At 65.1% G+C, this 24339-nt stretch carries 24 protein-coding genes; 11 read left to right on the top strand and 13 right to left on the bottom strand.

The features are described 5' to 3' along the window. Positions 1-19 precede the first annotated feature (19 nt). Together gabD and ACXAGF_RS19815 are read right to left on the bottom strand one after the other, a co-directional pair. Complete coding sequence (gabD, locus tag ACXAGF_RS19820) at positions 20-1474, bottom strand: NADP-dependent succinate-semialdehyde dehydrogenase (protein ID WP_475019080.1); 1455 nt, start codon at positions 1472-1474, stop codon at positions 20-22. A gap of 34 nt (positions 1475-1508) precedes the next feature. Continuing rightward, a complete protein-coding gene (locus ACXAGF_RS19815) occupies positions 1509-2915 on the bottom strand; it encodes a pyridoxal phosphate-dependent decarboxylase family protein (RefSeq protein ID WP_475019079.1) in 1407 nt (468 codons plus the stop codon). A 135-nt stretch (positions 2916-3050) separates the two neighbouring features. On the opposite strand from ACXAGF_RS19815, the gene ACXAGF_RS19810 reads away from it, so the two are divergent. Next, the gene (locus ACXAGF_RS19810) at positions 3051-3647 is read left to right on the top strand and encodes a nitroreductase family protein (protein WP_475019078.1); all 597 of its coding nucleotides are present in this window, start codon (positions 3051-3053) and stop codon (positions 3645-3647) included. A gap of 129 nt (positions 3648-3776) precedes the next feature. Here the strand turns inward: ACXAGF_RS19810 and gyrB are convergent, their stop codons facing one another. From gyrB to ACXAGF_RS19785, 5 genes are all read right to left on the bottom strand, one after another. Next, positions 3777-6212 (bottom strand): DNA topoisomerase (ATP-hydrolyzing) subunit B, encoded by a 2436-nt coding sequence (gene gyrB, locus ACXAGF_RS19805; protein WP_475019077.1) that lies wholly within the window; start codon positions 6210-6212, stop codon positions 3777-3779. 132 nt (positions 6213-6344) lie between these two features. Beyond that, entirely contained in the window at positions 6345-6725 is a 381-nt protein-coding gene (locus ACXAGF_RS19800) for a helix-turn-helix domain-containing protein (RefSeq protein ID WP_475019076.1), read from the bottom strand. Further along, entirely contained in the window at positions 6722-7291 is a 570-nt protein-coding gene (locus tag ACXAGF_RS19795; protein WP_475019075.1) for a Smr/MutS family protein, read from the bottom strand. Before ACXAGF_RS19795 ends, ACXAGF_RS19800 begins: the two co-directional genes overlap by 4 nt. Continuing rightward, positions 7278-8393 (bottom strand): murein transglycosylase A, encoded by a 1116-nt coding sequence (gene mltA / locus ACXAGF_RS19790; RefSeq protein WP_475019074.1) that lies wholly within the window; start codon positions 8391-8393, stop codon positions 7278-7280. Before mltA ends, ACXAGF_RS19795 begins: the two co-directional genes overlap by 14 nt. Before the next feature lie 11 nt (positions 8394-8404). Continuing rightward, the gene (locus tag ACXAGF_RS19785; RefSeq protein WP_475019357.1) at positions 8405-9103 is read right to left on the bottom strand and encodes a Tim44/TimA family putative adaptor protein; all 699 of its coding nucleotides are present in this window, start codon (positions 9101-9103) and stop codon (positions 8405-8407) included. A gap of 180 nt (positions 9104-9283) precedes the next feature. Here ACXAGF_RS19785 and ACXAGF_RS19780 point away from each other — a divergent pair, with 180 nt between their 5' ends. Both ACXAGF_RS19780 and secB read left to right on the top strand, forming a co-directional pair. Then, on the top strand, positions 9284-9742 hold the full coding sequence (locus ACXAGF_RS19780; protein ID WP_475019073.1) for an FxsA family protein: 459 nt from the start codon (positions 9284-9286) through the stop codon (positions 9740-9742). A 90-nt stretch (positions 9743-9832) separates the two neighbouring features. Then, positions 9833-10318, top strand: coding sequence for a protein-export chaperone SecB (gene secB, locus ACXAGF_RS19775; protein WP_475019072.1), 486 nt, complete (start codon positions 9833-9835; stop codon positions 10316-10318). Between the two features lie 56 nt (positions 10319-10374). On the opposite strand, the gene dnaQ is transcribed toward secB, so the two are convergent. The 5 genes from dnaQ to ACXAGF_RS19750 are packed head-to-tail and all read right to left on the bottom strand — an operon-like array spanning position 10375 to position 13990. Continuing rightward, entirely contained in the window at positions 10375-11091 is a 717-nt protein-coding gene (gene dnaQ, locus ACXAGF_RS19770) for a DNA polymerase III subunit epsilon (RefSeq protein ID WP_475019071.1), read from the bottom strand. Continuing rightward, a complete protein-coding gene (gene coaE, locus ACXAGF_RS19765) occupies positions 11084-11683 on the bottom strand; it encodes a dephospho-CoA kinase (RefSeq protein WP_475019070.1) in 600 nt (199 codons plus the stop codon). The genes dnaQ and coaE overlap by 8 nt, the downstream gene beginning before the upstream one ends. Then, positions 11680-12540 carry a shikimate dehydrogenase gene (locus tag ACXAGF_RS19760; RefSeq protein WP_475019069.1) on the bottom strand — a complete coding sequence of 287 codons (861 nt, stop codon included), beginning with the start codon at positions 12538-12540 and terminating at the stop codon, positions 11680-11682. The genes coaE and ACXAGF_RS19760 overlap by 4 nt, the downstream gene beginning before the upstream one ends. Beyond that, a complete protein-coding gene (locus ACXAGF_RS19755; protein WP_475019356.1) occupies positions 12533-13132 on the bottom strand; it encodes a Maf-like protein in 600 nt (199 codons plus the stop codon). The genes ACXAGF_RS19760 and ACXAGF_RS19755 overlap by 8 nt, the downstream gene beginning before the upstream one ends. A gap of 36 nt (positions 13133-13168) precedes the next feature. Then, the gene (locus ACXAGF_RS19750) at positions 13169-13990 is read right to left on the bottom strand and encodes a pyruvate, water dikinase regulatory protein (RefSeq protein ID WP_475019068.1); all 822 of its coding nucleotides are present in this window, start codon (positions 13988-13990) and stop codon (positions 13169-13171) included. Between the two features lie 405 nt (positions 13991-14395). On the opposite strand from ACXAGF_RS19750, the gene hemE reads away from it, so the two are divergent. The 8 genes from hemE to ACXAGF_RS19710 all read left to right on the top strand — a co-directional run bounded on the left by hemE (position 14396) and on the right by ACXAGF_RS19710 (position 23286). Continuing rightward, the gene (gene hemE, locus ACXAGF_RS19745) at positions 14396-15430 is read left to right on the top strand and encodes a uroporphyrinogen decarboxylase (RefSeq protein WP_475019067.1); all 1035 of its coding nucleotides are present in this window, start codon (positions 14396-14398) and stop codon (positions 15428-15430) included. Beyond that, positions 15424-15966: a protoporphyrinogen oxidase HemJ gene (hemJ, locus tag ACXAGF_RS19740; protein WP_475019355.1), complete on the top strand. Its 543-nt coding sequence runs from the start codon at positions 15424-15426 to the stop codon at positions 15964-15966. The genes hemE and hemJ overlap by 7 nt, the downstream gene beginning before the upstream one ends. Positions 15967-16160: 194 nt before the next feature. After that, positions 16161-17426: a transcription termination factor Rho gene (gene rho, locus ACXAGF_RS19735; protein ID WP_310414073.1), complete on the top strand. Its 1266-nt coding sequence runs from the start codon at positions 16161-16163 to the stop codon at positions 17424-17426. Between the two features lie 209 nt (positions 17427-17635). Further along, positions 17636-18955: a tRNA uridine-5-carboxymethylaminomethyl(34) synthesis GTPase MnmE gene (gene mnmE / locus ACXAGF_RS19730; protein ID WP_475019354.1), complete on the top strand. Its 1320-nt coding sequence runs from the start codon at positions 17636-17638 to the stop codon at positions 18953-18955. 94 nt (positions 18956-19049) lie between these two features. Beyond that, positions 19050-20933, top strand: a complete 1884-nt coding sequence (gene mnmG, locus ACXAGF_RS19725; RefSeq protein ID WP_475019066.1) for a tRNA uridine-5-carboxymethylaminomethyl(34) synthesis enzyme MnmG — start codon at positions 19050-19052, stop codon at positions 20931-20933. After that, positions 20930-21565 carry a 16S rRNA (guanine(527)-N(7))-methyltransferase RsmG gene (locus ACXAGF_RS19720; protein WP_475019065.1) on the top strand — a complete coding sequence of 212 codons (636 nt, stop codon included), beginning with the start codon at positions 20930-20932 and terminating at the stop codon, positions 21563-21565. The genes mnmG and ACXAGF_RS19720 overlap by 4 nt, the downstream gene beginning before the upstream one ends. A gap of 11 nt (positions 21566-21576) precedes the next feature. After that, positions 21577-22371, top strand: coding sequence for a ParA family protein (locus ACXAGF_RS19715; RefSeq protein ID WP_475019064.1), 795 nt, complete (start codon positions 21577-21579; stop codon positions 22369-22371). A gap of 21 nt (positions 22372-22392) precedes the next feature. Further along, entirely contained in the window at positions 22393-23286 is an 894-nt protein-coding gene (locus tag ACXAGF_RS19710; RefSeq protein WP_475019063.1) for a ParB/RepB/Spo0J family partition protein, read from the top strand. Positions 23287-23304: 18 nt separating this feature from the next. Here the strand turns inward: ACXAGF_RS19710 and holA are convergent, their stop codons facing one another. Beyond that, positions 23305-24339: a DNA polymerase III subunit delta gene (gene holA / locus ACXAGF_RS19705; protein WP_475019062.1), complete on the bottom strand. Its 1035-nt coding sequence runs from the start codon at positions 24337-24339 to the stop codon at positions 23305-23307.

Here is a 24339-nt window from a genome sequence, read left to right as displayed (position 1 = left end):
CAACCGACGGCGGATGGAATCAGGCGATGCCGCCGAGGCAAACGTACTTGATCTCGACGAATTCCTCGATGCCGTATTTCGAACCCTCACGCCCGAGCCCGGAGAGCTTGACGCCGCCGAAAGGCGCCTCCGGGGTCGAAATCAGGCCGGTGTTGACGCCGACCATGCCGTATTCCAGCGCCTCGGCGACGCGATAGACGCGGGCGAGATCGCGGGCGTAGAAGTAGGAAGCAAGGCCGAACTCCGTGTCATTGGCCTGGGCGATCACATCGGCCTCGTCGGTGAAGCGGAAGAGCGGGGCCACCGGGCCGAAGGTCTCCTCGCGTGCCACCGCCATTTCCGGAGTTACGCCGGCAATCACGGTCGGCTCGAAGAACGTACCGCCAAGGGCGTGGGGCTTGCCGCCGAGAACGATACGCGCGCCCTTGGCCACGGCGTCGGCGACATGCTCCTCGACCTTGGCGAGAGCCGCCCGGTCGATCAGCGGCCCGAGAACGACGCCCTCCTCAAAACCGTTGCCGACCTTCAGCCGGGACACAGCCGCAGCGAGCTTCTCGGCGAAGGCATCATAGACGCGATCTTGCACATAGATGCGGTTGGCGCAGACACAGGTCTGGCCGTTATTGCGGTACTTGGCGATCAGCGCCCCCTCGACCGCCGCATCGAGATCGGCGTCGTCGAAGACGATGAATGGCGCGTTGCCGCCGAGCTCGAGACCGAGCTTCTTGATGGTCGGTGCGCTCTGCCGGTAAAGCTCGGCGCCGATCTCGGTCGAGCCGGTGAAGGTCAGCTTGCGCACGGTCGGGTTGGCGGTCATCTCCGCGCCGATCGCCGCGGCCGAGCCAGTGATGACGCTGAACAGGCCGGCAGGCAGGCCGGCGCGTTCGGCCAGCACGGCGATCGCGATCGCCGAGAACGGTGTCTGCGACGCCGGCTTCAGCACCATCGCGCAGCCGGCGGCAAAGGCCGGCCCCGCCTTGCGGGTGATCATCGCATTGGGAAAGTTCCACGGCGTGATCGCCGCGACGACACCGATCGGCTGCTTCATCACCAGGATTCGCTTGTCCTTCTGGTGACCGGGCACGATCTCGCCATAGACGCGGCGCGCCTCCTCGGCAAACCACTCGATGAAGCTTGCGCCGTAGGCGATCTCGCCCTTGGCCTCGGCCAGCGGCTTGCCCTGCTCTGCCGTCAGGATGCGGCCGAGATCGTCCTGGTTGGCCATCATTAGTTCGAACCACTTGCGCAGGATCGTCGATCGCTCCTTGGCCGGCCGCGCCGCCCACTCCTTCTGCGCCGTCGCCGCGGCGGCGATCGCTTCCTTCGTTTCCGCGGCGCCGAGCTTGGGAACATGGCCGACGAGTTCGCCGTTCGCCGGGTTCGTCACGGAAATGCCGCTGGCCGGGTCGGCCTCGATCCAGCGCGCGCCGACAAGCGCGGCCTGGCGCAGCAGGGTCGGGTCCTTCAGGTTCATGATCGGTCTCCTCCTTGAGCGTTTCGTGCCGCGGTTATAGGCCCTTTCGCGCCATCTCGACAATGACGTCGAAGGCGGCTTCCGTGTCCGCTTCGGTCGTCTCGAACTGACCCGCCTGGAAGCGGATCACCAGGCGGCCGTCGACACGGGTCTGCGTCAGGTAGAGGCGTCCGTCATCATTGATCGCGTTCAGGAGCGCCTGATTGTGGTGATCGGGGTCGCCGGCCGACAGGTGGCGAAACGAAAACAGCGACAGAACCGGCCCGGTGACGATCTCGAAATCCGGCTCGGCCGCCAGCCGGCGGGCCAGCCGCTGCGACCAGGCAACGTGGTTGCGGATCATCGCCTTCAGCCCGCCAAGGCCGTGATAGCGGATCAGGAACCACAATTTCAGTGCGCGAAAGCGCCGGCCGAGCGGCACCGACCACTCGGAGTAATTGATCACGGCATCCTTGCCGTGGGTCTTCAGGTATTCGGGCTGAATCGCCAAAGTGCGCACCAGATCATCTGGCTTGCGCAGAAAATGAGCGGCGCAGTCGAACTGCGCCCCCAGCCACTTGTGCGGATTGAACACGACCGAATCGGCACCATCCACGCCCGCCCAGAGCGCGCGGAACTCCCCGCAGATCATTGCCGCGCCGGCCCAGGCCGCGTCGACGTGGACGTAGAGCCCATGGCGGCGGGCGACCTCGACCACGGCAGCGATGTCGTCGCAGGCCCCGGTGCTGGTCCCGCCGGTGCAGGCAATGACGCCAGCCGGCCGGTAGCCGGATTCCACATCCGCCTCGATCGCCGCTTCGAGCGCCACCACGTCCATGCCACGAAAGGGCCCCGCCACCGGAATGCGGACAAGGTTGTCCTCGCCGATGCCGGAAATCCAGATGGCGCGGTCGATCGAGGTGTGCACCTGGTGCGAAGCATAGATGCGCACGCGCTCGCCGCCCGCAAGTCCGCGCCTGTTGCCGTTCCACTGCAACGCCCGCTCGCGCATGACCAGCACGGCGGCCAGCGTCGCCGAGGAGGCGGAGTCCTGGATGACGCCGGCAAAGCCCTCGGGCAGGCCGATGGCCTGCCGCAGCCAGTCGAGCACCTTCGTTTCAAGCTCCGTCGCCGCCGGCGAGGTCTGCCACAGCATGCATTGCGCGGCCATGGCGCTGACCAGCGATTCGGCAACCACCGACACCGGCGCAGCGTTGGCGGGGAAATAGGCGAAGAAGCGCGGATGCTGCCAGTGGGTCATGCCCGGCACGATGGTTTCCTCGAAGTCGGCGAAGATCCGCTCCATCGGCTCTCCGTCTTCCGGCGGGGCCGCCGGGATGCCGGCCGCGACCGTGCCCGGCGCGATGGTCGGCCTCACCGGGCGATCGCGGATCGTCCGCCTGTATTCCACCCCCCACTCCGCCGCCCTCAGCGACCACTCCCTGAATGCCTTCGCGTCCATTCGATCTCCTCCCCGCGACAATTGATCATGGTCCGGCCGCCGGCGAAACGCCGGGCGGCGCCGGATCGGTCGACATTCCCTCGGCATGGGTGCATCTTCAAGGCCGTTCCGGAACCAACGCCCTTGGATCGCATCATGCCAGAGATCAATGGCCGCACCGCCGACCATGAAGTCCACCCGGTTTTCGTCGAGCGGTGGTCGCCGCGTGCGTTTACGGGCGAGACCATGCCGCAGGAGGACCTGTTGCGCCTGTTCGAGGCCGCGCGCTGGGCGCCTTCCGCCAGCAACCGCCAGCCGTGGCGGTTCGTCTACGCCCACCGCGGCACGCATGCGTTCGGCGCGATCCTCGACACGCTGGACACGGGTAATCAGCGCTGGGCGCAGAACGCGGCGGTGCTCGCCGTGATTCTATCGAAGACCCATAACCTTTCCGCGTCGGGTGAACTGCGGCCGGCCTACACCCACGCCTTCGACACCGGTGCCGCCTGGATGTCGCTGGCGCTGCAGGCGGCCATCTCCGGCTATTTCGCCCATGCCATGGCCGGGATCGAGCGCGACCGGGCCATGGCGACTCTGCAGGTTCCCGACGGCTATCGAGTCGAAGCCGGGCTGGCGGTCGGAAGGCTCGCGGCAAGGGATAGCCTTCCCGAGGATCTTCAGGTCAGGGAGGTTCCGAGCCAGAGGAACCCGGTCGAGGCCTTTGTGTTCGAAGGACAATTCGGACGCGAGTGACCCCGTCGTTGCGCGCACGCGGACCACTCGTGCCGGATCGGGACGATGCCGTTCGCAGGAAAGCAAAAACCCCGCACCAGACGGCGCGGGGTTTTCGGGTTGTCCTTGCTTTGCGGGCGCTCGTCCCGGTCAAATATCAAGGTTGGCGACGCTCAAGGCATTGTCCTGGATGAACTCGCGCCGCGGCTCGACCTCGTCGCCCATCAGGCGCGAGAACAGGCCGTCGGCATCGGTCGCATCCGAGACGCGCACCTGCAGCAGCGAGCGAACGTTCGGATCGAGCGTCGTCTCCCAGAGTTGCTCGGCGTTCATCTCGCCGAGCCCCTTGTAGCGCTGCAGCGACAGGCCCTTGCGGCCGGCGGCGAAAATGGCGTCCAGCAGCGCGTGCGGCCCGGTGATCTCGACCTCCGATTCCTTGCGCTTCAGCTTCGGCTGAATGGCATAGATGTCCTTCAATCGCATGGCCATCTGGTCGATATGACGGGCGTCGGAGGAACCGACCAGCGCCATGTCGAGATGCGCGAACTCTTTCACGCCGCGCACCGTGCGTTCGAATTTCAGCCCGCCATCGCCGGCCACGCCGCCGGTCCAGCCGCGCTCGGTCTCCTCGGCGATGAGGTCGAGCCGGCGCGCGACCTGCTCGGCCATCTCGGCGTAGGCCTGGCCGTTGTGGCTGAGCTCGAGATTGAGCGCGCCGCAGATCGCGGCCTGCTCGACGATGGCGCGATTGTAGCGCGAATGCAGGCCGTCCACGAGCGAGCGCAGGCGCAGCGCGTCCTGGATGACCTCGCGCATGTCCTGCCCGGCCCGGACCTCGCCCGAGCCGAGTTCCAGCGCCGCCTCGTCAAGACCGGCCGTGATCAGGTAATCATCCAGGGCCTTTTCGTCCTTCAGGTACTGGGCGGACTTTCCGCGCGAGACCTTGTAGAGCGGCGGCTGGGCGATATAGAGGTGGCCGCGTTCGATCAGGTCGGGCATCTGGCGGAAGAAGAAGGTCAACAGCAACGTGCGGATATGCGCACCGTCGACGTCGGCGTCCGTCATGATGATGATCTTGTGGTAGCGCAGTTTGTCGGCGTTGAACTCGTCCTTGCCGATGGACGTGCCCAGCGCTGTGATCAGCGTGCCGATTTCCTGGCTCGACAGCATCTTGTCGAACCGCGCCCGCTCGACGTTCAGGATCTTGCCGCGTAGCGGCAGGATCGCCTGGTTCTCGCGCGAGCGGCCCTGCTTGGCCGAACCGCCGGCGGAATCGCCCTCCACCAGGAAGAGCTCCGACTTCGCCGGATCGCGCTCAGAGCAGTCGGCGAGCTTGCCCGGCAGCGAGGAGATGTCGAGGGCACCCTTGCGGCGCGTCAGTTCGCGCGCCTTGCGGGCCGCTTCGCGCGCCGCTGCCGCCTCGACCACCTTGCCGACCAGCACCTTTGCGTCGCTGGGGTGTTCCTCCAGCCAGTGGCTGAGCGCTTCGTTGACGAGGCTTTCCACGACCGGGCGTACCTCCGACGACACGAGCTTGTCCTTCGTCTGCGAGGAGAACTTGGGATCCGGCACCTTCACCGACAGAACGGCGGTCAGACCCTCGCGGCAGTCGTCACCGGTCAGCGAGACCTTCTCCTTCTTCAGGATGCCGGAGGTCTCGGCATAGGAGACGACCTGGCGCGTCAGAGCGCCGCGGAACCCGGCGAGATGGGTGCCGCCGTCGCGCTGCGGGATGTTGTTGGTGAAGCACAGCACGTTCTCGTGGTAGCTGTCATTCCACCACATCGCCACCTCGACGGTAATGCCGTCGCGCTCGCCGCGGATGGACACGGGCTTGGCGACCAGCGGCTTCTTGGCGCGGTCGAGATAGGAGACGAAGGCCTCGAGGCCGCCGTCATACATCATCTCGTCGAACTTGATGTCGGAGTGACGGCGGTCGGTCAGAAGGATGCGCACGCCCGAATTGAGGAAGGCGAGTTCGCGCAGCCGATGCTCGAGCGTCGAATAGTCGAATTCGGTGTTGGAGAAGGTCTGCTCGCTGGGAAGGAAGGTCACTTCCGTGCCGGTGTCGCTGCCGCAGTCCCCGGTAACGGTCAGCGGACCATCGGCAACGCCATGGGTAAAGCTCATTTCATGAATCTTGCCGCCACGGCGGATCTTCAGCCTCAGCGACACCGACAGCGCGTTCACCACCGAAACGCCGACACCGTGCAGTCCGCCCGAAACCTTGTAGGAGTTCTGGTCGAACTTACCGCCGGCATGCAACTGGGTCATGATGACCTCGGCCGCCGACACCCCCTCCTCCTTGTGGATGTCGGTGGGAATCCCGCGACCGTTGTCGGTCACCGTGACCGAGCCGTCGGCGTTCAGCGTCACCGTGACGATGTCGGCATGCCCGGCCAGCGCCTCGTCGATCGCGTTGTCGACCACCTCGTAGACCATGTGATGCAGGCCGGAGCCGTCGTCCGTGTCGCCGATATACATGCCGGGCCGCTTGCGCACGGCATCAAGGCCCTTCAGCACCTTGATGGAATCTGCGCCATACTCTGCCGGGCCGCCGGTTTCGGTCTCGGGTGTATCAGTCATGCGGGGTGTCTTTCCAGGGTTCCTGAGGAGGCCGGAAACGGCGAATCACCGCTCTTCCAACCTCGCGAATATAGGGATTTTGGCCCGGTTTTCCAAACCATGTCGCCGCCAATAGCGGCAGAATTCGGGGGATCACGTCGATTTGCCGGGTGAATTGCAGGCCTTTTCGAGAATGCCGGCCAGCCGCCTGATCGTTTCCGGCGGCAGATTGCGGATTTCGGCCGAGAGACGGTTGGCAAAGGCGGTGTATTCCGGTGGCAGGCCGGCCGTGTCGACGGTGATCCGCGGGTCGGAAATGCCGGCGATCCGGAACAGTTCCTCGGCCTCGTCCCAGATGATGTTGAAATACCCGGCGACACGCTGGAGAAAATCGAAGCTCGGCGTGCCGCGGCGGCCATGCTCCAGCGCGGACAGATAGGCCGGCGACACGTTCAGCGCCTTGGCCATCTCCTTCTGCGACACGCCCTTCCTGGCCCGCAGGTGCCGGACCGCCATGCCGAACGGGGTCGTCATCCGCGCTCCCCCTTCGCCCGGGCCAGCCTCACGTAAAGCGCGCCTTCGCCGCCGTGGTTGCGGGCCGCAGGCTCGTAGGAGGAGATCAACGGCCGGAACTCGGGCAGCGCGAACCAGAGCGGCACGGCCCGCTTCAGTGCACCGTCGCTGCCGAGCGAGGTGCCCTTGCCGGTAATGACGAGTACGTGCCGCAGGCCGCGGGCGTGAGCGTGCATCAGAAAACTCAGGAGGAAGCCGTGCGCTTCGCTCTGGATCATGCCGTGCAGGTCGATGCGCGCCTCCAGCGCCAGCCGCCCCTTCGCGATCTTGCGCTTGACGGGGCGCTCCAGCGGATGGTGTCGACCCTCGGCCGGCTCGGCCTTCGTTATCCGGATTCCTCCGCCATCGGACGAATGTTCGGCACGCCCGACCTGCTGCGAAGCCGGCGAAGCGATACTCACGTCCGGCATCAGGTCGGCCTCCTGCAGCTCCAGTTCTTGGAGGCGACCCGGCAACGCCCGCGCGCTGCGCGCGACCTTGCCCCACAGAATCCGGTCCTCGGCGCTGAGCGGCTTATCCCTGGCCATGCTGCATTCTCCGCGCCGCCGTCTTCGGCACGAAGACATGGAAGTCGGCCGCGTGGCGCACGTGGCCGGCCAGCGCGCCGGCGGCATCGCCCGATCCGGTGAAGATGTCGCCGCGGTTCGGACCGACGATCGCCGAGCCGGTGTCCAGCGCCAGCATCGTTCGGGCGAAGGGCCTGCCGCCGTCCAGATGCGTCAGGCGCTCGCCGCGGATGAAGAACGGCGTTGCGAAAGTGTGGATCAACCGGTCGACAGCCAGCGATCGCCCGGCGAGGATCGGCACCTTCGCGGCGGCGACCGGACCCAGGCGCACATCGTCGACCGGGCCGTCACGGAAGAAGATGTAGGACCGGTTGTGCCACAAGACCTCATCGACCTGGTCGTGGTGGCGCGCCAGCCAGTCCCGGATCGCCGCCATCGAGATCGCCGCCGCATCGATCTCGCCGCGCTCGATCAAAAGCCGGCCGATCGGCGAGAACCGGTGCCCGGTCTTGGCGGCGTAGGTGATGCGCCGGACGCTGCCGTCGGGATAGCGCAGGCGCGCGGCGCCCTGGACGTGGACAAAGAAGACATCCACCTTGGAGCGGGCATAGGCAATCTCGAGCCCGCGCCCGGTGAGCAGCCCTCCGTCGATTGCCGCGCGGTCGGGATACGCCTCGATCGTGCCGCCGCGCAGGCGGCCGAAGGCGAAATAGGGGTCGAAGCCGGACGGCCGGTTCGAATCGTCGACGTCGACCAGATCATCCGGCCTCCGGTAGAACGGAAAGCGGTAGGCCGCATCCGGCACGGCGCGCACCTCGACTTCCGGTTCGTAGTAGGCCGTGACAAACCCCTGCTCGTCGTCCGGCCTTTCGATCAGAAACGGCTGGAACCAGTGTTCGAAAAACTCCCGCGCCTGTGCGGCCGTGCCCGGCGACCAGCCCGCCGCCGCGGTAAGCGCCGGCAGGAGTTCGTTTGCCGTGATGCCCAGAGAACCGGTGCGATAGGGCTTCACCGCCTGGATTTGGTCGCGGCAGCGCCCCATCGCCTCAAACAGGGGTGTTGGATCGTCCTCGGTCCATCCGGGCAGGTTCGCGAAGGCAACCGGTTTCAGACGGACATCCATGGCGATCCGGGTCAGCCTTCCGACTCGGTGGCGATCAGCTTCCAGTTGGGGTCGCGGGAGCGCGCGTCGCGGGCGAAGGTCCACAGGTCGTTGACCTCGGCTACCGTTTCGGCATCGCCGTCGATGAGCTGGCCCGCCTTGTCGTAGGTCGCCGAAATCAGCTGGCTGATAATGCGGACAGTGATGTTGATCTCTTGATTCTTGACCTCGGCCGAGACGATGTCGGCCTTCTCGATGCCGACGAAGTTCGACTTCACCACCTCACCCTTGGTCTCCCGCTCGGCGATCGCGGCGTCGAAGCCCTCATAGACCTCGCGAGAGAGCAAGTTCTTCAGGGCCTTGCGGTCGCCGTCGGCAAAAGCCACGACGATCATCTCATAGGCGAGCCGGGCGCCGTTGACGAATTCCTTCGGATTGAACGACGGGTCGACATCGACGACGCGGCGAAGGGAGGCATTGAGGGCGCCGGCCGGAGCGAAGGCATCGACCTCGCTGTAGGGGCCCTCTTCGCCATCCGCCCCATCCCGCCGCGGCAAGGTCACGACCTTGCCGCGATCGGCGCCTGGAATTTCGGTCGATTCGCGCCGGGAGTACGGATCGAAGGGCGGCTTCTCGTTCCCCGTCCGGCGGCCAAGCACGTTGCGGAGCTGCAGAAAAATCACCACCGCCGCCACGAGGAATAAAATCGTCACAAAGTCGAATGAGCCCATATCGATCAGGAACCACCGTTCATCGCCTACTCTCTTGCTCCCCATATAGTCCGCAAAAGCGCATACTTCAAATGTCGTTGGGCCCGTTCACTCGATTGTGCCATGGGAACGGCTTGACCCACCAGCGCGAACGCAGGACAAGGACCACCAAATCCGGATCGCAACAGGTCTGCAATCGATATGACGAGACTGATCATCGCCCTCTTCGTCCTGACGCTTCCGCTGCTCGAGATCGCCGGCTTCATCGTGGTCGGGCGCTGGATCGGGGTCTGGCCGACGCTCCTGCTGGTGATGGCATCCGTCGTCGTCGGCCTTGCCATTCTGCGTCGGCAGGGAATGCAGACCGTGTCACGCCTCAGGCAAAGACGCCTTCCGCAGGACATGCCTGCGGAACGCTTTCTCAGCGCCGCGATGGTCCTGCTGGCCGGCCTTCTCCTGATCGTTCCCGGATTTGTCTCCGATGTTGTCGCGCTCGTGCTGCTGGCGCCGTTCGTGCGTAGTATACTGGCGCGCCACCTCGCCAGCCGCCTGGTCGTGGTCAACTTCGAAACCGGTGTGGATCCGGCCGCCAGCAGACCCGCCGCGCCGCGTACGATCGACCTCGAGAAGGACGACTTCAGCCGCGAAGACCGCCCCTGACGGGCGGCGGCGGCCCGGCCGGCAGGGTTGTAAGCCCACCGGTGAAGTGCTAGATCGCAGGCCAACTGAATACGTCCTGAGGAAAGACCAATGGCAACAGACAACGCATCCGCCAACACCGCGGCCAGCCCTTCCATAAGCATCCTGGCCCAGTATGTAAAAGACCTTTCCTTTGAGAACCCGGGCGCCCCGCGCTCGCTGCAGGCACGCGAGAAGGCCCCGTCGATCAACATCAACGTCAACGTCAACGCTAACCCGCTGTCGGAAAGCGAGTTCGACGTCGTGCTGTCGCTCAACGCCGAAGCCAAGGACGACACCAAGGTGCTGTTCAATGCGGAGCTGACCTATGGCGGCGTTTTCCGTGTCTCGGGCTTTCCGCAGGAGCACATGCTGCCGGTTCTCTTCATCGAGTGCCCGCGCCTGCTGTTCCCCTTTGCCCGCCAGATCATCGCCGACGCCACCCGCAACGGCGGCTTCCCGCCGCTGATGATCGATCCGATCGATTTCGCCCACATGTTCCAGCAGCGCATGGCCGAGGAACAGCTGAAGGCAAAGGTCGCCACCCCGACCAACTGATCGGCCTGATCGATACGTCCTGGAAAACGCCCGGCGCCGCCGGGCGTTTCGCATTTCTAGCCTTGGTCTTGCCGCTGGTATTTCAGCCAGATGGCCTTGGCGCCGATCCTCTCGACCATCGCCGCGTGCGCGGCGATCTCTGCAGCGTCGATGCGCGGCGGCAGCGGGCTTGCGCGTTCCGCGATCGGCAAGACGATCTCCTCGCCATCGGCCGCCTCGAAGGTATCGCGGCGTTCGGCGACGCCCAGGCCTAGCGCGGCCTGGCGCCCGCCGGTCATCTCGATATAGACCTCGGCCAGCAGTTCAGAGTCGAGCAACGCGCCATGCTTGGTGCGGTGGGAGTTGTCGATGCCGTAACGGCGGCAGAGGGCATCGAGCGAATTCGGCCCCATCGGATGCTTTCGCCGCGCCAGCGCCAGCGTGTCCGTGACCCGCTCGGCCGGCACCGGCGCTTGGCCGAGGCGTTCGAACTCGGCATTGATGAAGCCCATGTCGAAGGTGGCGTTGTGCGCGACCCAGCGGGCGTCGCCGAAGAAGGCCAGGAGGTCCTCGACGACATCGGCAAAGACCGGCTTGTCCTTGAGGAAGTCGTCGGAAATGCCGTGCACCGCCAGCGCGTCCGGATGGACCTTGCGGTCGCCCGGATTGATATAGACGTGGAAGGTGCGCCCGGTCGGAAAATGATTGTCGAGCTCTATGCCGCCGATCTCGATGATGCGGTCGAGTCGGTTGTCGAGGCCGGTCGTTTCCGTGTCGAAGATGATTTCACGCATCCGCGCCGCTTTCCTCTCTCAGGCTCTTGATCACTTGTTCCACCTGTTTGCGCGCCTCTTCAAGCCCGTTGTCGGTGTTGACCACAAAATCCGCGCGGACCCGCTTCTCGGCGTCCGGCACTTGCCGCGACAGGAGCAGCGCAAACTTCTCCTCCGTCATCCCGGGCCGGGCCAGCACGCGCTGGCGCTGCGTCTGCGGCGTACAGGTCACGACGACGGTCTTGTCGACCCGGGTCTCGCCTCCGGTCTCGAACAGCAGCGGGATGTCCAGCACCACGATCGCCGCGCCGGCCGCGCGCTGGGCATCGAGGAATTCGGCTTCCTTGCCCCGGACCAGAGGATGAATGATGGATTCGAGCCGCTTGAAACCCTCGGGGTGCAGCGCCAGCTCGGCCGCCAGCGCCTTGCGGTCGATCACGCCGGAAACGACCGCGCCCGGAAACGCCTTTCCGACCGGACCGACGGCCTCGTGCCGGTAGAGTTCGTGCACGGTGGCATCGGCGTCGTGCACCGGGATCCCGAGGTCGCGAAACATGCCGGCGGTGGTCGACTTGCCGGTGCCGATCGAGCCAGTGAGACCGACAACGATCATCCATGCTGCTCCATGTCATCGATGACGCGCTGGCGCAACTCGGCATCTACGACCGGCCGCCGGCCGAACCAATGCTCAAAGCCAGGCACGGCCTGGTGCAGCAGCATGCCGAGCCCGTCCACTGTCCGGACGCCCTGCCGCCCGGCCTGGCGCAGGAACGGCGTCGTCAGCGGCACATAGACGATGTCGGTCACGAGCGCGCCGCCGGCAAGCCCGCCGAAATCGATCTCCGGGGCCGGTTCGCCGTCCATGCCGAGCGAGGTCGTATTGACGAAAAGGCCTGCACCCTTGGTCACCTCCACAAGCGCCGCAAGCGGATGGGCATGGAGCTTCGGCCCGAACCGATCGGCCAATTCCTGCGCCCGGGCCAGCGTCCGGTTCACCACATGGATCTCCCCGACGCCGCGATCCCGCAGCGCCTGCACGACCGAACGACTGGCACCGCCGGCGCCGAGCACGACGGCGCTGTCGATGCGATCCCAGCCAGGTGCCTGTTCATCGAGATTGGCGAGAAACCCACGACCGTCGGTGTTCGTCGCATGTACCTTGCCGTCCTCGACCCAGATCGTGTTGGCTGCCCCGAGTTCCTCGCTGAGAACATCCGGGCGATCGGCCAGAGCAAAGGCCGCCTCCTTGTGAGGAATGGTGACGTTGCCGCCGACGAAACGGGCATCCTTTTCCTTCAAACCCGCGATGAAGGCGGGAAAGGCCTCCGGGGCCACATCCTGACGGGTGTAGCTGCCCGAAATGCCGAGGCGCTCGAGCCAGTAGCCGTGAATCAGCGGCGAGCGCGAGTGCCTGATCGGGTGCCCGACCACGAAGGCATGGTTAACAAATGTTTCACGTGAATCACGCATCGATCGCCTCCATCGCTCTCAGCTGGGCCAGCAACGGCAGCAGCGGCAAGCCGATGATGGTGAAATAGTCGCCCTCGATCTTGTCGAACAGTTGGATGCCTTCGCCCTCGAGCTGGTAGGCGCCGACGCTGCCGAGTGCCCGTTCGCCGACGCGAGCGAGGTGGCGATCGATGAAGGCATCGGACAGCGGCCGCATCGTCAACCGCGCCGTCGAGACGTGGCGCCACCGGGTAACGCCGTAGTGACAGATGGCAATCGCGCTGTTGAGCGCGTGCGTCCGTCCGGAAAGGGCGCGCAGGTGCTGCCTCGCGTCGCCAAGGTCACGCGGCTTGTGAAACACCCGCTCTTCGAGCGAGAGCGTCTGATCGGAGCCGATGACGAGATGACCGGGGTAACGGCTCGCCACGTCACGCGCCTTGGCCTCGGCCAGATGCAGCGCCACCTCCGCCGGCGACGGCGCCTGCCGCTCCAGTTCCGCCTCGATGGCGCGCTCGTCGATTGCAGCGGCAACCGCCTGGAAGGACAAGCCGGCATTTTCCATCAGCATGCGCCGGAACGGGCTTTGGGAGGCAAGGATCAGGGGCAGGGACAAAGTCATGGGGCGCTCGCGAAAATCCGTTGGCCCGGCTTAGCGAAGCTTTGGCCGCAGGGCAACAATTGCCGCCGCCGTCTCCTCGATCGAACGCCGCGTGACGTCGATCACCGGCCAGTTGTGGCGGGCGCAGATGGTTCGCGCATATTTCAGCTCTTCGGCAATCTGGGCCCGGTCGGTATAGTCCTCGCCCTTGAAGTCTCGGGCCAAACCGAGCACGCGGTTCTGGCGGATTTGCGCAATCCGGTCGGTGGTGGCGATCAGGCCCACGACCAGCGGACGCGTCGCCTGCGAGAGGCGCTCGGGCATCGGCACGCCGAGCACGATCGGAATGTTGGCGGTCTTGATGCCGCGATTGGCGAGATAGATGCTGGTCGGGGTCTTGGAGGTGCGGCTGATGCCGACCAGAATGACATCCGCTTCCTCGAGGTCCGTTGGCAGTTGCCCGTCGTCATGCTCCATGGTGAAGTTGAGCGCGTCGATGCGGGCAAAATACTCGGCGTCCATCACGTGCTGGGCACCGACGCGACGCCGCGACGCCGCGCCGAGATAGGACTGAAACACGTCGAGGATCGGCTCCAGCACCGACACGCAGGGAAGACCCATCTCGCGGCAGCGCCGATCGATGATCGCCGATAGTTCACGGTCAACGATCGTATAGAGCACGATCCCCGGCGCCCCGTCGATGGCATCCAGCACGGGGGCGAGCTGCTTGCGATTGCGGATGAGCGGATAGACGTGCTCCAGCGCGTGCGAAGCCTGAAACTGCGCGGCGGCGGCGCGGCCGGCGGCGATCAGCGTCTCTCCGGTCGAGTCCGATATCAGATGCAGGTGGAAGTAGTTTTTCGGGTTCTCCACACTATCCTCCGCGCACTGTTGACAACCCGGGACAGCACGGGCGCGTTTCTCCCCCCGTGGCAGACCCTTTGGGAAAACTGCCGACTTGTCCACAAATCGGATTTCGCTGGACGAGCGTTCGGATCGATTGTGGAAAACCGGAGGCCAGCGACATTGTGTCACGCAAATTCGACTGCTGTCCACAGGCACGACAGGGCATCGGCATCAGTAACTGAATGATTCTCCATCGATATTTTACTTATCCCCACTGCTGTAATTTTGGCGGTCCAAGTTTTGCTCCGTCGCTGCCTCTGTGAAAGGTAGCCCGCATCGTGTGGACGGAATTTAATCCTTGATAGTCACCGACTCTAAGAAATAGAAACCTCTTCAATATAGATTTTCTTTGTTAGAGGGAGCACCGCCAAGGTGGCCATCGAAACGCGAAAGATCGTCGAAGTCCTGGAAGGCAAGACCGTCTCCCCTCCCCCGATCTGGCTCATGCGGCAGGCCGGGCGCTATCTGCCGGAGTACCGGGAAACCCGGTCCAGGGCCGGTAGCTTTCTCGACCTCTGCTATTCCCCCGAGCTTGCCGTGGAGGTGACGCTGCAGCCGATCCGGCGTTACGGCTTCGACGCGGCGATCCTCTTTTCCGACATTCTCGTGATCCCCGATGCGCTGAACCGGCAGGTTCGCTTCGACGAAGGCCACGGGCCCCGACTCGCGCCGCTGGCGCTGGAGGAAATTGCCGGTCTCGCGAAGTTGCCGGTGCTCGATCACCTCCGACCGGTCATCGAAACCGTCCGGCGATTGCGGAAGGCGCTGCCGTCGGACACGGCACTGCTCGGCTTCTGCGGCGCGCCCTGGACCGTTGCCACCTACATGATCGCCGGCCACGGCACGCCGGACCAGGCGCCGACCCGGCTCTTTGCCTACAAGGAACCGAAAGCCTTCGCCGTCCTGCTCGACATACTCGCGGAAAAGTCGGCCGACTACCTTGTGGCGCAGCTCGATGCGGGTGCTGACGCGGTGCAGATCTTCGATTCCTGGGCCGGGGTGCTCGGCGAAACCGAGTTTCTCGACTATGCCGTCAAGCCGGTTCGACGCATCGTTGACCTCGTCCGGGCCCAGCGACCGCGGGCGAAGATCATCGCGTTTGCCAAAGGTGCCGGGTATTTCCTGAAGGACTATCGCCAGAAGACCCTGGCCGACGCGATCGGTCTCGACTGGACCGTGCCGCTGTCGCTGGCGGCGGAACTGCAGAAGGACGGCCCGATCCAGGGCAACCTCGACCCGCAACGCGTCGTCGCCGGTGGCGCGGCGCTGCGCGACGGCGTGGACGCGATCCTGCAGGCGCTCGGCCATGGCCCATTGATCTTCAATCTCGGCCACGGGATCACGCCGCAGGCGGATCCGGACCATGTCGCCGAATTGGTGACCCGTGTCCGGGGTCACGCATCGTGAACGAGCGGCAGGCCGGGCGGGCGGCCGGGCGGCGCGCGGCAAGGCGCGCGGCTGCCGCGCTGATGCTGTTTTCCGGGGTCCTCGCCGTTTTTCTCGCCTATGCGCCGGCCGAACTCTATCTTTGGATCAAGGCGCTGCACATCATCGCGGTGATCTCGTGGATGGCGGGGTTGCTCTACCTGCCGCGCCTGTTCATCTATCACACCGACGCCGCCACCGGATCGGCGCAGTCGGAGACCTTCAAGACGATGGAGCGGCGGCTCTATCGCCTAATCATGAACCCGGCGATGATGCTGAGCTGGGCGCTAGGGCTTTATCTTGCCTGGCAGGCCTACGGATTCCGGGGTGGATGGCTGCATGGCAAGCTCGTCTTGGTCGTGGTGCTGACGGCCACGCATGTCTTCTATGGGCGAGCGGTCGAGGCGTTCGCCCGGGACGACAACCGCATCTCGGCGCGCCATTGGCGCCTTCTCAACGAGGTACCGGCCGTGTTGATGGTGGCGATCGTCGTCCTGGTCGTGGTCAAGCCGTTCTGACGGCACTTGACGCCCCTCGCCGTCCGTGTACGGAAATTTCGCAAGGCCCTTGCGGGGCCTGCCGTGAATCGCTATTTTCCGTCCATCTCATCTTCGTGGCATGCGTCTCCGCTTCGTGAACTGCACTCCCCCCGCAGTCCTGTCTTGAACCGCACGCCAGTTTTCCATCCAGAAATCATGCATGGTCCCCCTTCATGGCTGAAATGAAGCTACAAGAACTCAAGAACAAGACGCCAACCGATCTGCTCGCCTTTGCCGAATCGCTGGAAGTCGAGAATGCCAGCACGATGCGCAAGCAGGAACTGATGTTTGCGATCCTGAAGATGCTGGCCACGCAGGACACGGAAATCATCGGCGAGGGCGTCGTCGAGGTGCTGCAGGATGGCTTCGGCTTCCTGCGCTCGGCAAACGCCAACTATCTGCCGGGACCGGACGACATCTACATTTCTCCCTCGCAGATCCGGCGCTTCTCGCTGAAGACCGGCGACACCGTCGAGGGGCCGATCCGCGGGCCGAAGGAAGGCGAGCGCTACTTCGCGCTGCTCAAGGTCAACACCATCAATTTCGACGACCCGGAGAAGATCCGCCACAAGGTCCACTTCGATAACCTGACACCGCTCTATCCGAACGAGCGGTTCAAGATGGAGCTCGAGGTCCCGACGTCGAAGGATCTGTCCCCGCGCGTCATCGACCTGGTGGCCCCGCTCGGCAAGGGTCAGCGTGGCCTGATCGTGGCGCCACCGCGAACCGGCAAGACCGTCCTGCTGCAGAACATTGCCCATTCGATCACCGCCAACCATCCGGAATGCTACCTGATCGTCCTGCTGATCGACGAGCGCCCCGAGGAAGTCACCGACATGCAGCGTTCGGTGAAGGGCGAAGTGGTTTCCTCCACCTTCGACGAGCCGGCGACCCGGCACGTACAGGTGGCGGAGATGGTGATCGAGAAAGCCAAGCGCCTCGTCGAGCATGGTCGCGACGTCGTCATCCTGCTCGACTCCATCACCCGTCTCGGACGCGCCTACAACACCGTCGTTCCGTCCTCGGGCAAGGTCCTGACCGGCGGCGTCGACGCCAATGCGCTGCAGCGGCCGAAGCGCTTCTTCGGCGCGGCGCGCAATATCGAGGAAGGCGGCTCGCTGACGATCATCGCCACCGCACTGATCGACACCGGCAGCCGCATGGACGAGGTCATCTTCGAGGAGTTCAAGGGAACCGGCAACTCGGAGATCGTGCTGGACCGCAAGGTCGCCGACAAGCGCATCTTCCCGGCGATGGATATCCTTAAGTCCGGGACCCGCAAGGAGGACCTGCTGGTGCCGCGCCAGGACCTGCAGAAGATCTTCGTGCTGCGGCGTATCCTTGCGCCGATGGGCACCACCGACGCGATCGAGTTCCTGATCGACAAGCTGAAGCAGACGAAGAACAACGGCGATTTCTTCGATTCCATGAATACATAAGCCGGATTCATAGCCGGATTCCTTGTAGCGGCGGGTCGTCCATTGACGGCCCGCCGTCGCTACTTCCAAAACGGGCGAACCGAGCCCGGCACCGGCAGGCTGGACCTTTGCCGCCGTCTGTTGTATCGAAGCCGCTCGAAGACGGCGCCAGGTGCGGCATCTGGCGGCCGCGGTGCGCAAAGCAAACTCTTCCGGCACTTCCGATGACACTGGCTGGCAACGACACCATATTCGCGCTTTCAAGTGGCGCGCTTCCCTCCGGCGTGGCGATCATTCGCATCAGCGGGTCGGCGTGCGTCGGCGCGCTCAACATTCTGAGTGGTCAGGCGCCGGAGCCACGTCGCGCAGTGCTGCGGTCGATCCGTAACCGAAACGGCGATCTACTCGATCAGGGCTTGGTGCTGTTCTTTCCTGGACCGGCTTCCTTTACCGGCGACGATTGCGCCGAACTGCACATCCATGGAGGGCGAGCCACGGTGCGGGCGGTTCTCGACGCGTTGTCGGAGATTTCGGGCCTGCGTCCGGCGGAGGCCGGCGAGTTCAGTCGCCGGGCCTTTCACAACGGCCGCCTCGACCTCGTCGAGATCGAGGGGCTGGCCGACATCGTCGCGGCCCAGACGGAGATGCAGCGCCGGCTGGCGCTGGAGCACGCCAAGGGCGGTGTCTCGCGGCTCTATGACGACTGGACCCGGCGCCTGACCCACGCCCGCGCGATGATCGAGGCCGAACTCGACTTTGCCGACGAAGAGGACGTTCCCGGCGCTGTCGGTCAGACGGTGCGGAGCGATCTGGCCGCGATGGTGGAGGAACTGCGCGAGCATCTGCAGGCGGCCCGTGCCGGCGAGATCATCCGGGACGGGCTGACGGTCGTCATCACCGGTCCGCCCAACGTCGGAAAATCCAGCCTGATCAACTATTTGGCCCGTAGAGACGTGGCGATCGTCACCGATGTTCCCGGCACCACGCGCGACATCGTCGCGGTCGACCTGGACCTTTCCGGCTTTGCCGTGCGGCTGATCGATACCGCCGGGATTCGCGACACCACCGAGATCGTCGAGCAGGAGGGGATCCGGAGGGCGAAATCTGCGGTGGCCGAGGCCGACCTGGTGTTGCGGCTGCTGGATGAGCACGAATCGGCCGGCGACGTCTCTTCCGACTACGGCAAGCCAACGCTCTATCTGGCCAGCAAGAGCGACGTGCGCTCCCGGACGAAATCGGACGCGGGCGAGATTGCCATCTCGACCCGCACCGGCGCGGGTATCGGCACGCTGCTCGACTGCATCGGTCGGCACCTGCCGCAACTTTCCGGCAGTTCGGCGTTGGCGATCCCGTCTCGGGCGCGACACAATGATGCTCTGCGGCAGGCGTTGCGCGCGATCGAGGCCGCGCTTGCATTGGAGCGACAGCAACTCGAGCTGCAGGCCGAGGCTCTGCGGCAGGCCGGCCTGGCGATCGGGCGCATAACGGGCCGGGTCGACGTCGAGGACCTGCTCGACGTGATCTTCTCGGAATTCTGCATCGGAAAATGATTCACGTGAAACAGCCGATGCAACGCAGGCGAGTCTCCTGTAGTGTTTCACGTGAAACGATTCCCGCCGACGCACGGCGAGAAAGGAAAGACGCATGACTTACGACGTTGTTGTCATTGGCGGCGGCCATGCCGGCTGCGAGGCGGCGGCGGCGGCGGCACGGGCCGGCGCGCGCACGGCACTGCTGACGCACGCACGGCGGACGATCGGCGTCATGTCCTGCAACCCGGCGATCGGCGGGCTGGGCAAGGGCCATCTCGTGCGTGAGGTGGACGCGCTCGGAGGACTGATGGGAATTGTCGCCGACCGGGCCGGCATCCAGTTTCGCTTGCTCAACCGGCGCAAGGGCCCGGCCGTGCGCGGACCTCGCACCCAGGCCGACCGACGTCTTTACCGCGAGGCCATGCAGGCCGAGATCGCGGCCACCGGCGGGCTGGACGTGATCGAGGGCGACGCGTTCGACCTCGAAAGTGACGGCGGCGCGATCCAGGCGGTGCTGACCGGCGATGGCCGCCGTCTCCCGTGCCGCGCCGTCGTGCTGACCACCGGCACCTTCCTGCGTGGGCTGATCCATATCGGCGCTGAGACGACGCCGGCGGGGCGGGTCGGCGAAAAGCCGTCGCTCGGGCTCTCTGACACGCTCGCCCGGCTTGGCCTGCGACTCGGTCGGCTCAAGACCGGCACGCCGGCACGCCTCGCGGGCAGGACGATCGCTTGGGATCGGATCGGCAGCCAGGCTGCGGATGAGGATCCGGTGCCGTTCTCGTTCATGACCGACCGCATCACCAATTTACAGATCGCCTGCGGCGTCACCCGGACCACCGCTGCGACCCATCGGATCATCGAGGAGAACATCGGCCATTCGGCGATGTATTCCGGGCAGATCCAGGGGGTCGGCCCGCGCTATTGCCCGTCGATCGAGGACAAGATCGTCCGCTTCGGCGAGCGCGACGGCCACCAGATCTTTCTCGAGCCGGAGGGGCTCGACGACGACACCGTCTATCCCAACGGCATCTCGACGTCGCTGCCGGCTGCGGTGCAGGCGGCGTTCATTCGTACGATCCCGGGACTCGAGCGGGTGGAAATCCTGCAGCCGGGCTACGCCATCGAATATGATCATGTTGATCCGCGCGAGCTTTCCCCGGCGCTGGAGGTCCGCAAGATGCCGGGCCTGTTCCTGGCCGGCCAGATCAACGGCACGACCGGCTACGAGGAGGCGGCGGCGCAGGGGCTGGTCGCTGGCCTGAACGCGGCGCGGCTGGCCGGTGGAGAAGCCCCCTGCCATTTCAGCCGCACCCAGAGCTATATCGGCGTGATGATCGATGACCTGACCAGCCGCGGCGTCAGCGAGCCCTATCGAATGTTCACCTCGCGGGCGGAATATCGCCTGTCGCTGCGGGCGGACAATGCCGACCTGCGGCTGACGCCGATGGCGATCGACCTCGGGATCGCCGGCCGGGATCGCCGGGAGCGGTTCGAGCGCTGGCAGTCGGAACTTGAGCGCTACCGCGACCTCGCCCGGGTGCTGTCCATCACCCCGGGGCAGGCGACGCAGTACGGGCTTAAGCTGAACCAGGACGGGCAACGCCGCAGCGCCTATGAGCTGTTGTCCTATGCCGAGCACACGGTGGATTCGCTCACGCGGATCTGGCCGGAACTGGGCGCGGCGTCGGCGCGAACGCGTCAGGCGCTGGAGATCGAGGCAAGTTACGCGGTCTATATGGAGCGGCAGGCGGCCGACATCGCCGACGTGCGCCGCGAGGAGGAGCGAAGCATCCCGGCCGATTTCGACTTTGCCGGCCTGCCGGGTCTGTCGATCGAGCTGCGGCAGAAGTTGACGCGCGACCGGCCGGTCAATGTGGCGCAGGCCGCCCGCATCGACGGCATGACGCCGGCAGCGATCTCGTTGCTGCTGACGGCGCTGCGACGGAGCGAACCGGCAGCAGACAGAATTGCTGCCGGGAGCGTGGCCGGATGAGTGTCTCGAGCCTCTCGTTCGACTACCTTGCTGTTTCACGTGAAACGAAGGACCGCCTGCGCGCCTTCGTGGTGCTGTTCGACAAGTGGGCACGGGCGATCAACCTAGTGGCGCCGTCGACGCTGAGCGATTTCGGAGACCGCCATATTCGCGACAGCGCCCAGATTTTCCAGTTGCACCCCCTTCCCGTCCGTTGGGTGGACCTTGGCAGCGGCGGCGGCTTTCCCGGCGTGATCACCGCGATCCTGCTGCACGAGACGCCCGGTGGCTGGGTGCACCTGATCGAGAGCAACAACAAGAAGGCCGCATTCCTGCGGACGGCGATTGCCGAAACCGGTGCCCGCGCCAGTGTCCATCCGATCCGGATCGAGACGGCGGCGATGACCGTGCCGGCCTGCGACGCGATCTCGGCCCGCGCCCTGGCCGACCTGCCGCAACTGCTCGAATTCAGCGAACCGTGGATGAGAAGCAATCCCGACTGCCGCGCCTTCTTTCACAAAGGCCGGGATTATCAGGTGGAAGTGGACAAAGCATTTGGCCGTTGGACTCTGGATCTGGTAAAACACCAGAGCGTTGTCGAGCGCGACTCTGTCGTGCTGGAGGTGACGAATCTTTCGCGGCTCATTCAGTGACGGCGGAGCACATGGCAAGCTTGTCGAACCGGATCATTACCATAGCGAACCAAAAGGGCGGCGTCGGCAAGACGACGACGGCCATCAACCTGGCAACAGCGCTGGCGGCGATCGGAGAGCGGGTGCTGATCGTCGACCTCGATCCGCAGGGCAACGCCAGCACCGGACTCGGGATCGACCGGCGCGACCGCAAGCTTTCCTCCTATGACCTGTTGGTCGGAACCCACGGCATCGCCGAGATCGCCCAGCAGACGGCCGTGCCGAACCTCTCCATTCTGCCGTCGACCATGGATCTGCTCGGGATCGAGATGGAGATTGCTGGCGAGAGCGATCGCGTGTTCCGCCTGCGCCGCGCCTTGTTCGGCGATGATGCGGCGGAGTATTCCTACATCCTCGTGGACTGCCCGCCGTCGTTCAATCTTCTGACGATGAATGCGATGACCGCGGCCCACTCCGTTCTGGTGCCGCTGCAATGCGAGTTTTTCGCCCTGGAGGGTCTGAGCCAGTTGCTGGAAACGGTCGACCAGATCCGCCGCACGGTGAACCCGTCGCTGGACATCCAGGGCATCGTTCTGACGATGTACGATTCGCGCAACAACCTGGCCCTGCAGGTCGTCAACGACGTGCGAACGCATCTGGGCGAGAAGGTCTATCACACGTTGATCCCGCGCAATGTGCGCGTGTCGGAGGCGCCGTCCTACGGCAAGCCGGCGATCCTCTACGACCTGAAATGCGCGGGTAGTCAGGCCTATCTGCAACTTGCCTCGGAAGTGATCCAGCGCGAGCGGCAGCGCAAGGCCGCCTAGCATCAATCGAGAGTGGATTTCATGACGGACGACAACTCAAAGAGGCGACTGGGTCGGGGACTGGCGGCCCTGATCGGCGAGATGGATCAGCCGGTGGCGATGGGTACGCCGCAACCGGCGACGGTTAATCCCGACCGCATGGTGCCGATCGAGTTCGTCGGTCGCAACCCGCGCAACCCGCGCCGCTATTTTGACGAGGCGGAATTGCAGGATTTGGCCGCCTCGATCCGCCAGCACGGCATCGTCCAGCCGGTTGTTGTGCGGACGATCGCGCCGGAGCGTTTCGAGATCATCGCTGGTGAGCGCCGCTGGCGCGCCGCCCAGCTGGCCGGTTTCACCGACATCCCGGTGATCGTTCGCGATGTCGACGATCGTACGGCGCTGGAGATCGCGATCGTCGAGAATGTTCAGCGCTCAGATCTCAATCCGCTCGAAGAGGCGCTCGGCTACGATCAGCTGATCGCCGAGCACGGCTACACCCAGAACGATCTTGGCGAGATCATCGGCAAGAGCCGGAGCCACGTCGCCAACAGCCTGCGGCTGCTGAAGCTGCCGGATCCGGTGCGTGAGATGCTGGCGTCGGGCGCGCTTTCGGCCGGGCATGCGCGCGCCCTGGTGCCGACGTCCGATCCCGTTTCGCTTGCCAAGACGATCGTTGCCAAGGGGATGTCGGTGCGCGACGCCGAACGCCTGGCCCAGAACGACATCAAGGCGCAGGCCGATCCCGAACACGGGCGCAAGCCGGCTCAGCGTGACGAGAAGGATGCCGATACGCTGGCGCTGGAGCGCACCCTGTCGGATAGCCTCGGCCTCGACGTGACGGTGAGCCACAAGGCCGGCGGCGGCTATCTCCGCATCAATTACAAGACGCTCGAGCAACTGGAAGAGATCTGCCGGCTGCTGGAACGGCGCTAGGCTTCGAATTTGGCCGCCTCAGCCGCGAGCGGACTTGAGTACGGTCGCGAGCAGCGTCTGCAGGGCGATGCTGCCCTCCAACGTCGCGCGCTGCCGTCCTTGCAGAATGGCGGCCTGAAGCCGCGCCATCTCCCGTTGCAGCGACTGCAGATCCCATTTCCGCAAAGCCTGCTCGACGGCGGGCTTGCGGCGGAAATGAAGGTGACGACCGAACGTCGCCATCACCTGCGCGGCGTTGGTGCGCCGTTCATCTATTTCTGCCCGCATCAACTCAAGCAACTGGAACTGCCGCAGGGTCGCCTGCAGAACGAGAAAGACCGGGGTCTTGGAGGCCATGATCTTCTGCATGGCAGCGACAAAGCCGGCCTGGTCGCCCTTCAGGATCGAGTCGACCGCGTCGTCCACGGAGATGGCGCTGGCGTCGCCGATGGCCGCGAGCACGTCCTCCTCCTCGACCATCGCACGGCCGTGACAATAAAGGGCGAGCTTGCGGATCTCGTTGCGCGAGGCGATGCGGTCACCGCCAATGGCCTCCAGCAGGCGCTGGCGGGCAGCCGGGACAATACGCAAGCCCGCCGCTTCCAGTTCGCTGTCGACCAGGGCACCGAGCGCACGGGCGTCGTCGGCGTAGCAAGGAATGGCGACGGCCGTGCGCGCGCCCTCGACGGCCTTGCGCAGCGCGGCGCCCTTCTTCAGGTCACCCGCCTCGATGATGAGCGAGCAGCCCTGCGGCGGATCTTTGTCGAGCACCGCCACCGCATCCGGGAGTGCACGCTCGTTGCCGGCATCCTTGACCCAGACCAGACGATCACCGCCAAAAAGCCCGATCGCGTTGACCTCGTCGAGCAGGCGTCCAGGTTGGCCCGCGAGCTCGCCGGCCGGGATGCGGAAGGTGGAAAAGGCGTCGTCCAGCGGCACGCCGGTCATATGCGCCAACGCCGCCGCCCGTTCCGACACCAGGCCACGATCGGGACCATAGACCAGGAAGATGCCGCCCGAGCGCGGTGCCCTTTTCAGGAACCCGTCAAACTCGTGTGACTTGATCTCGGTCAT

The organism is Mycoplana sp. ABR4_002, from assembly GCF_056159645.1.
Note: the sequence above shows the minus strand (reverse complement) of the source record. Positions and strands in the feature narration are given on the sequence as shown.

What these genes read in the sequence shown, in the direction of transcription:
- gabD (WP_475019080.1), bottom strand. Translation starts at nt 1,474, where the DNA reads ATGAACCTGAAGGACCCGACCCTGCTGCGCCAGGCCGCGCTTGTCGGC.
- ACXAGF_RS19815 (WP_475019079.1), bottom strand. Translation starts at nt 2,915, where the DNA reads ATGGACGCGAAGGCATTCAGGGAGTGGTCGCTGAGGGCGGCGGAGTGG.
- ACXAGF_RS19810 (WP_475019078.1), top strand. Translation starts at nt 3,051, where the DNA reads ATGCCAGAGATCAATGGCCGCACCGCCGACCATGAAGTCCACCCGGTT.
- gyrB (WP_475019077.1), bottom strand. Translation starts at nt 6,212, where the DNA reads ATGACTGATACACCCGAGACCGAAACCGGCGGCCCGGCAGAGTATGGC.
- ACXAGF_RS19800 (WP_475019076.1), bottom strand. Translation starts at nt 6,725, where the DNA reads ATGACGACCCCGTTCGGCATGGCGGTCCGGCACCTGCGGGCCAGGAAG.
- ACXAGF_RS19795 (WP_475019075.1), bottom strand. Translation starts at nt 7,291, where the DNA reads ATGGCCAGGGATAAGCCGCTCAGCGCCGAGGACCGGATTCTGTGGGGC.
- mltA (WP_475019074.1), bottom strand. Translation starts at nt 8,393, where the DNA reads ATGGATGTCCGTCTGAAACCGGTTGCCTTCGCGAACCTGCCCGGATGG.
- ACXAGF_RS19785 (WP_475019357.1), bottom strand. Translation starts at nt 9,103, where the DNA reads ATGGGCTCATTCGACTTTGTGACGATTTTATTCCTCGTGGCGGCGGTG.
- ACXAGF_RS19780 (WP_475019073.1), top strand. Translation starts at nt 9,284, where the DNA reads ATGACGAGACTGATCATCGCCCTCTTCGTCCTGACGCTTCCGCTGCTC.
- secB (WP_475019072.1), top strand. Translation starts at nt 9,833, where the DNA reads ATGGCAACAGACAACGCATCCGCCAACACCGCGGCCAGCCCTTCCATA.
- dnaQ (WP_475019071.1), bottom strand. Translation starts at nt 11,091, where the DNA reads ATGCGTGAAATCATCTTCGACACGGAAACGACCGGCCTCGACAACCGA.
- coaE (WP_475019070.1), bottom strand. Translation starts at nt 11,683, where the DNA reads ATGATCGTTGTCGGTCTCACTGGCTCGATCGGCACCGGCAAGTCGACC.
- ACXAGF_RS19760 (WP_475019069.1), bottom strand. Translation starts at nt 12,540, where the DNA reads ATGCGTGATTCACGTGAAACATTTGTTAACCATGCCTTCGTGGTCGGG.
- rho (WP_310414073.1), top strand. Translation starts at nt 16,161, where the DNA reads ATGGCTGAAATGAAGCTACAAGAACTCAAGAACAAGACGCCAACCGAT.
- mnmG (WP_475019066.1), top strand. Translation starts at nt 19,050, where the DNA reads ATGACTTACGACGTTGTTGTCATTGGCGGCGGCCATGCCGGCTGCGAG.
- ACXAGF_RS19720 (WP_475019065.1), top strand. Translation starts at nt 20,930, where the DNA reads ATGAGTGTCTCGAGCCTCTCGTTCGACTACCTTGCTGTTTCACGTGAA.
- ACXAGF_RS19715 (WP_475019064.1), top strand. Translation starts at nt 21,577, where the DNA reads ATGGCAAGCTTGTCGAACCGGATCATTACCATAGCGAACCAAAAGGGC.
- ACXAGF_RS19710 (WP_475019063.1), top strand. Translation starts at nt 22,393, where the DNA reads ATGACGGACGACAACTCAAAGAGGCGACTGGGTCGGGGACTGGCGGCC.
- holA (WP_475019062.1), bottom strand. Translation starts at nt 24,339, where the DNA reads ATGACCGAGATCAAGTCACACGAGTTTGACGGGTTCCTGAAAAGGGCA.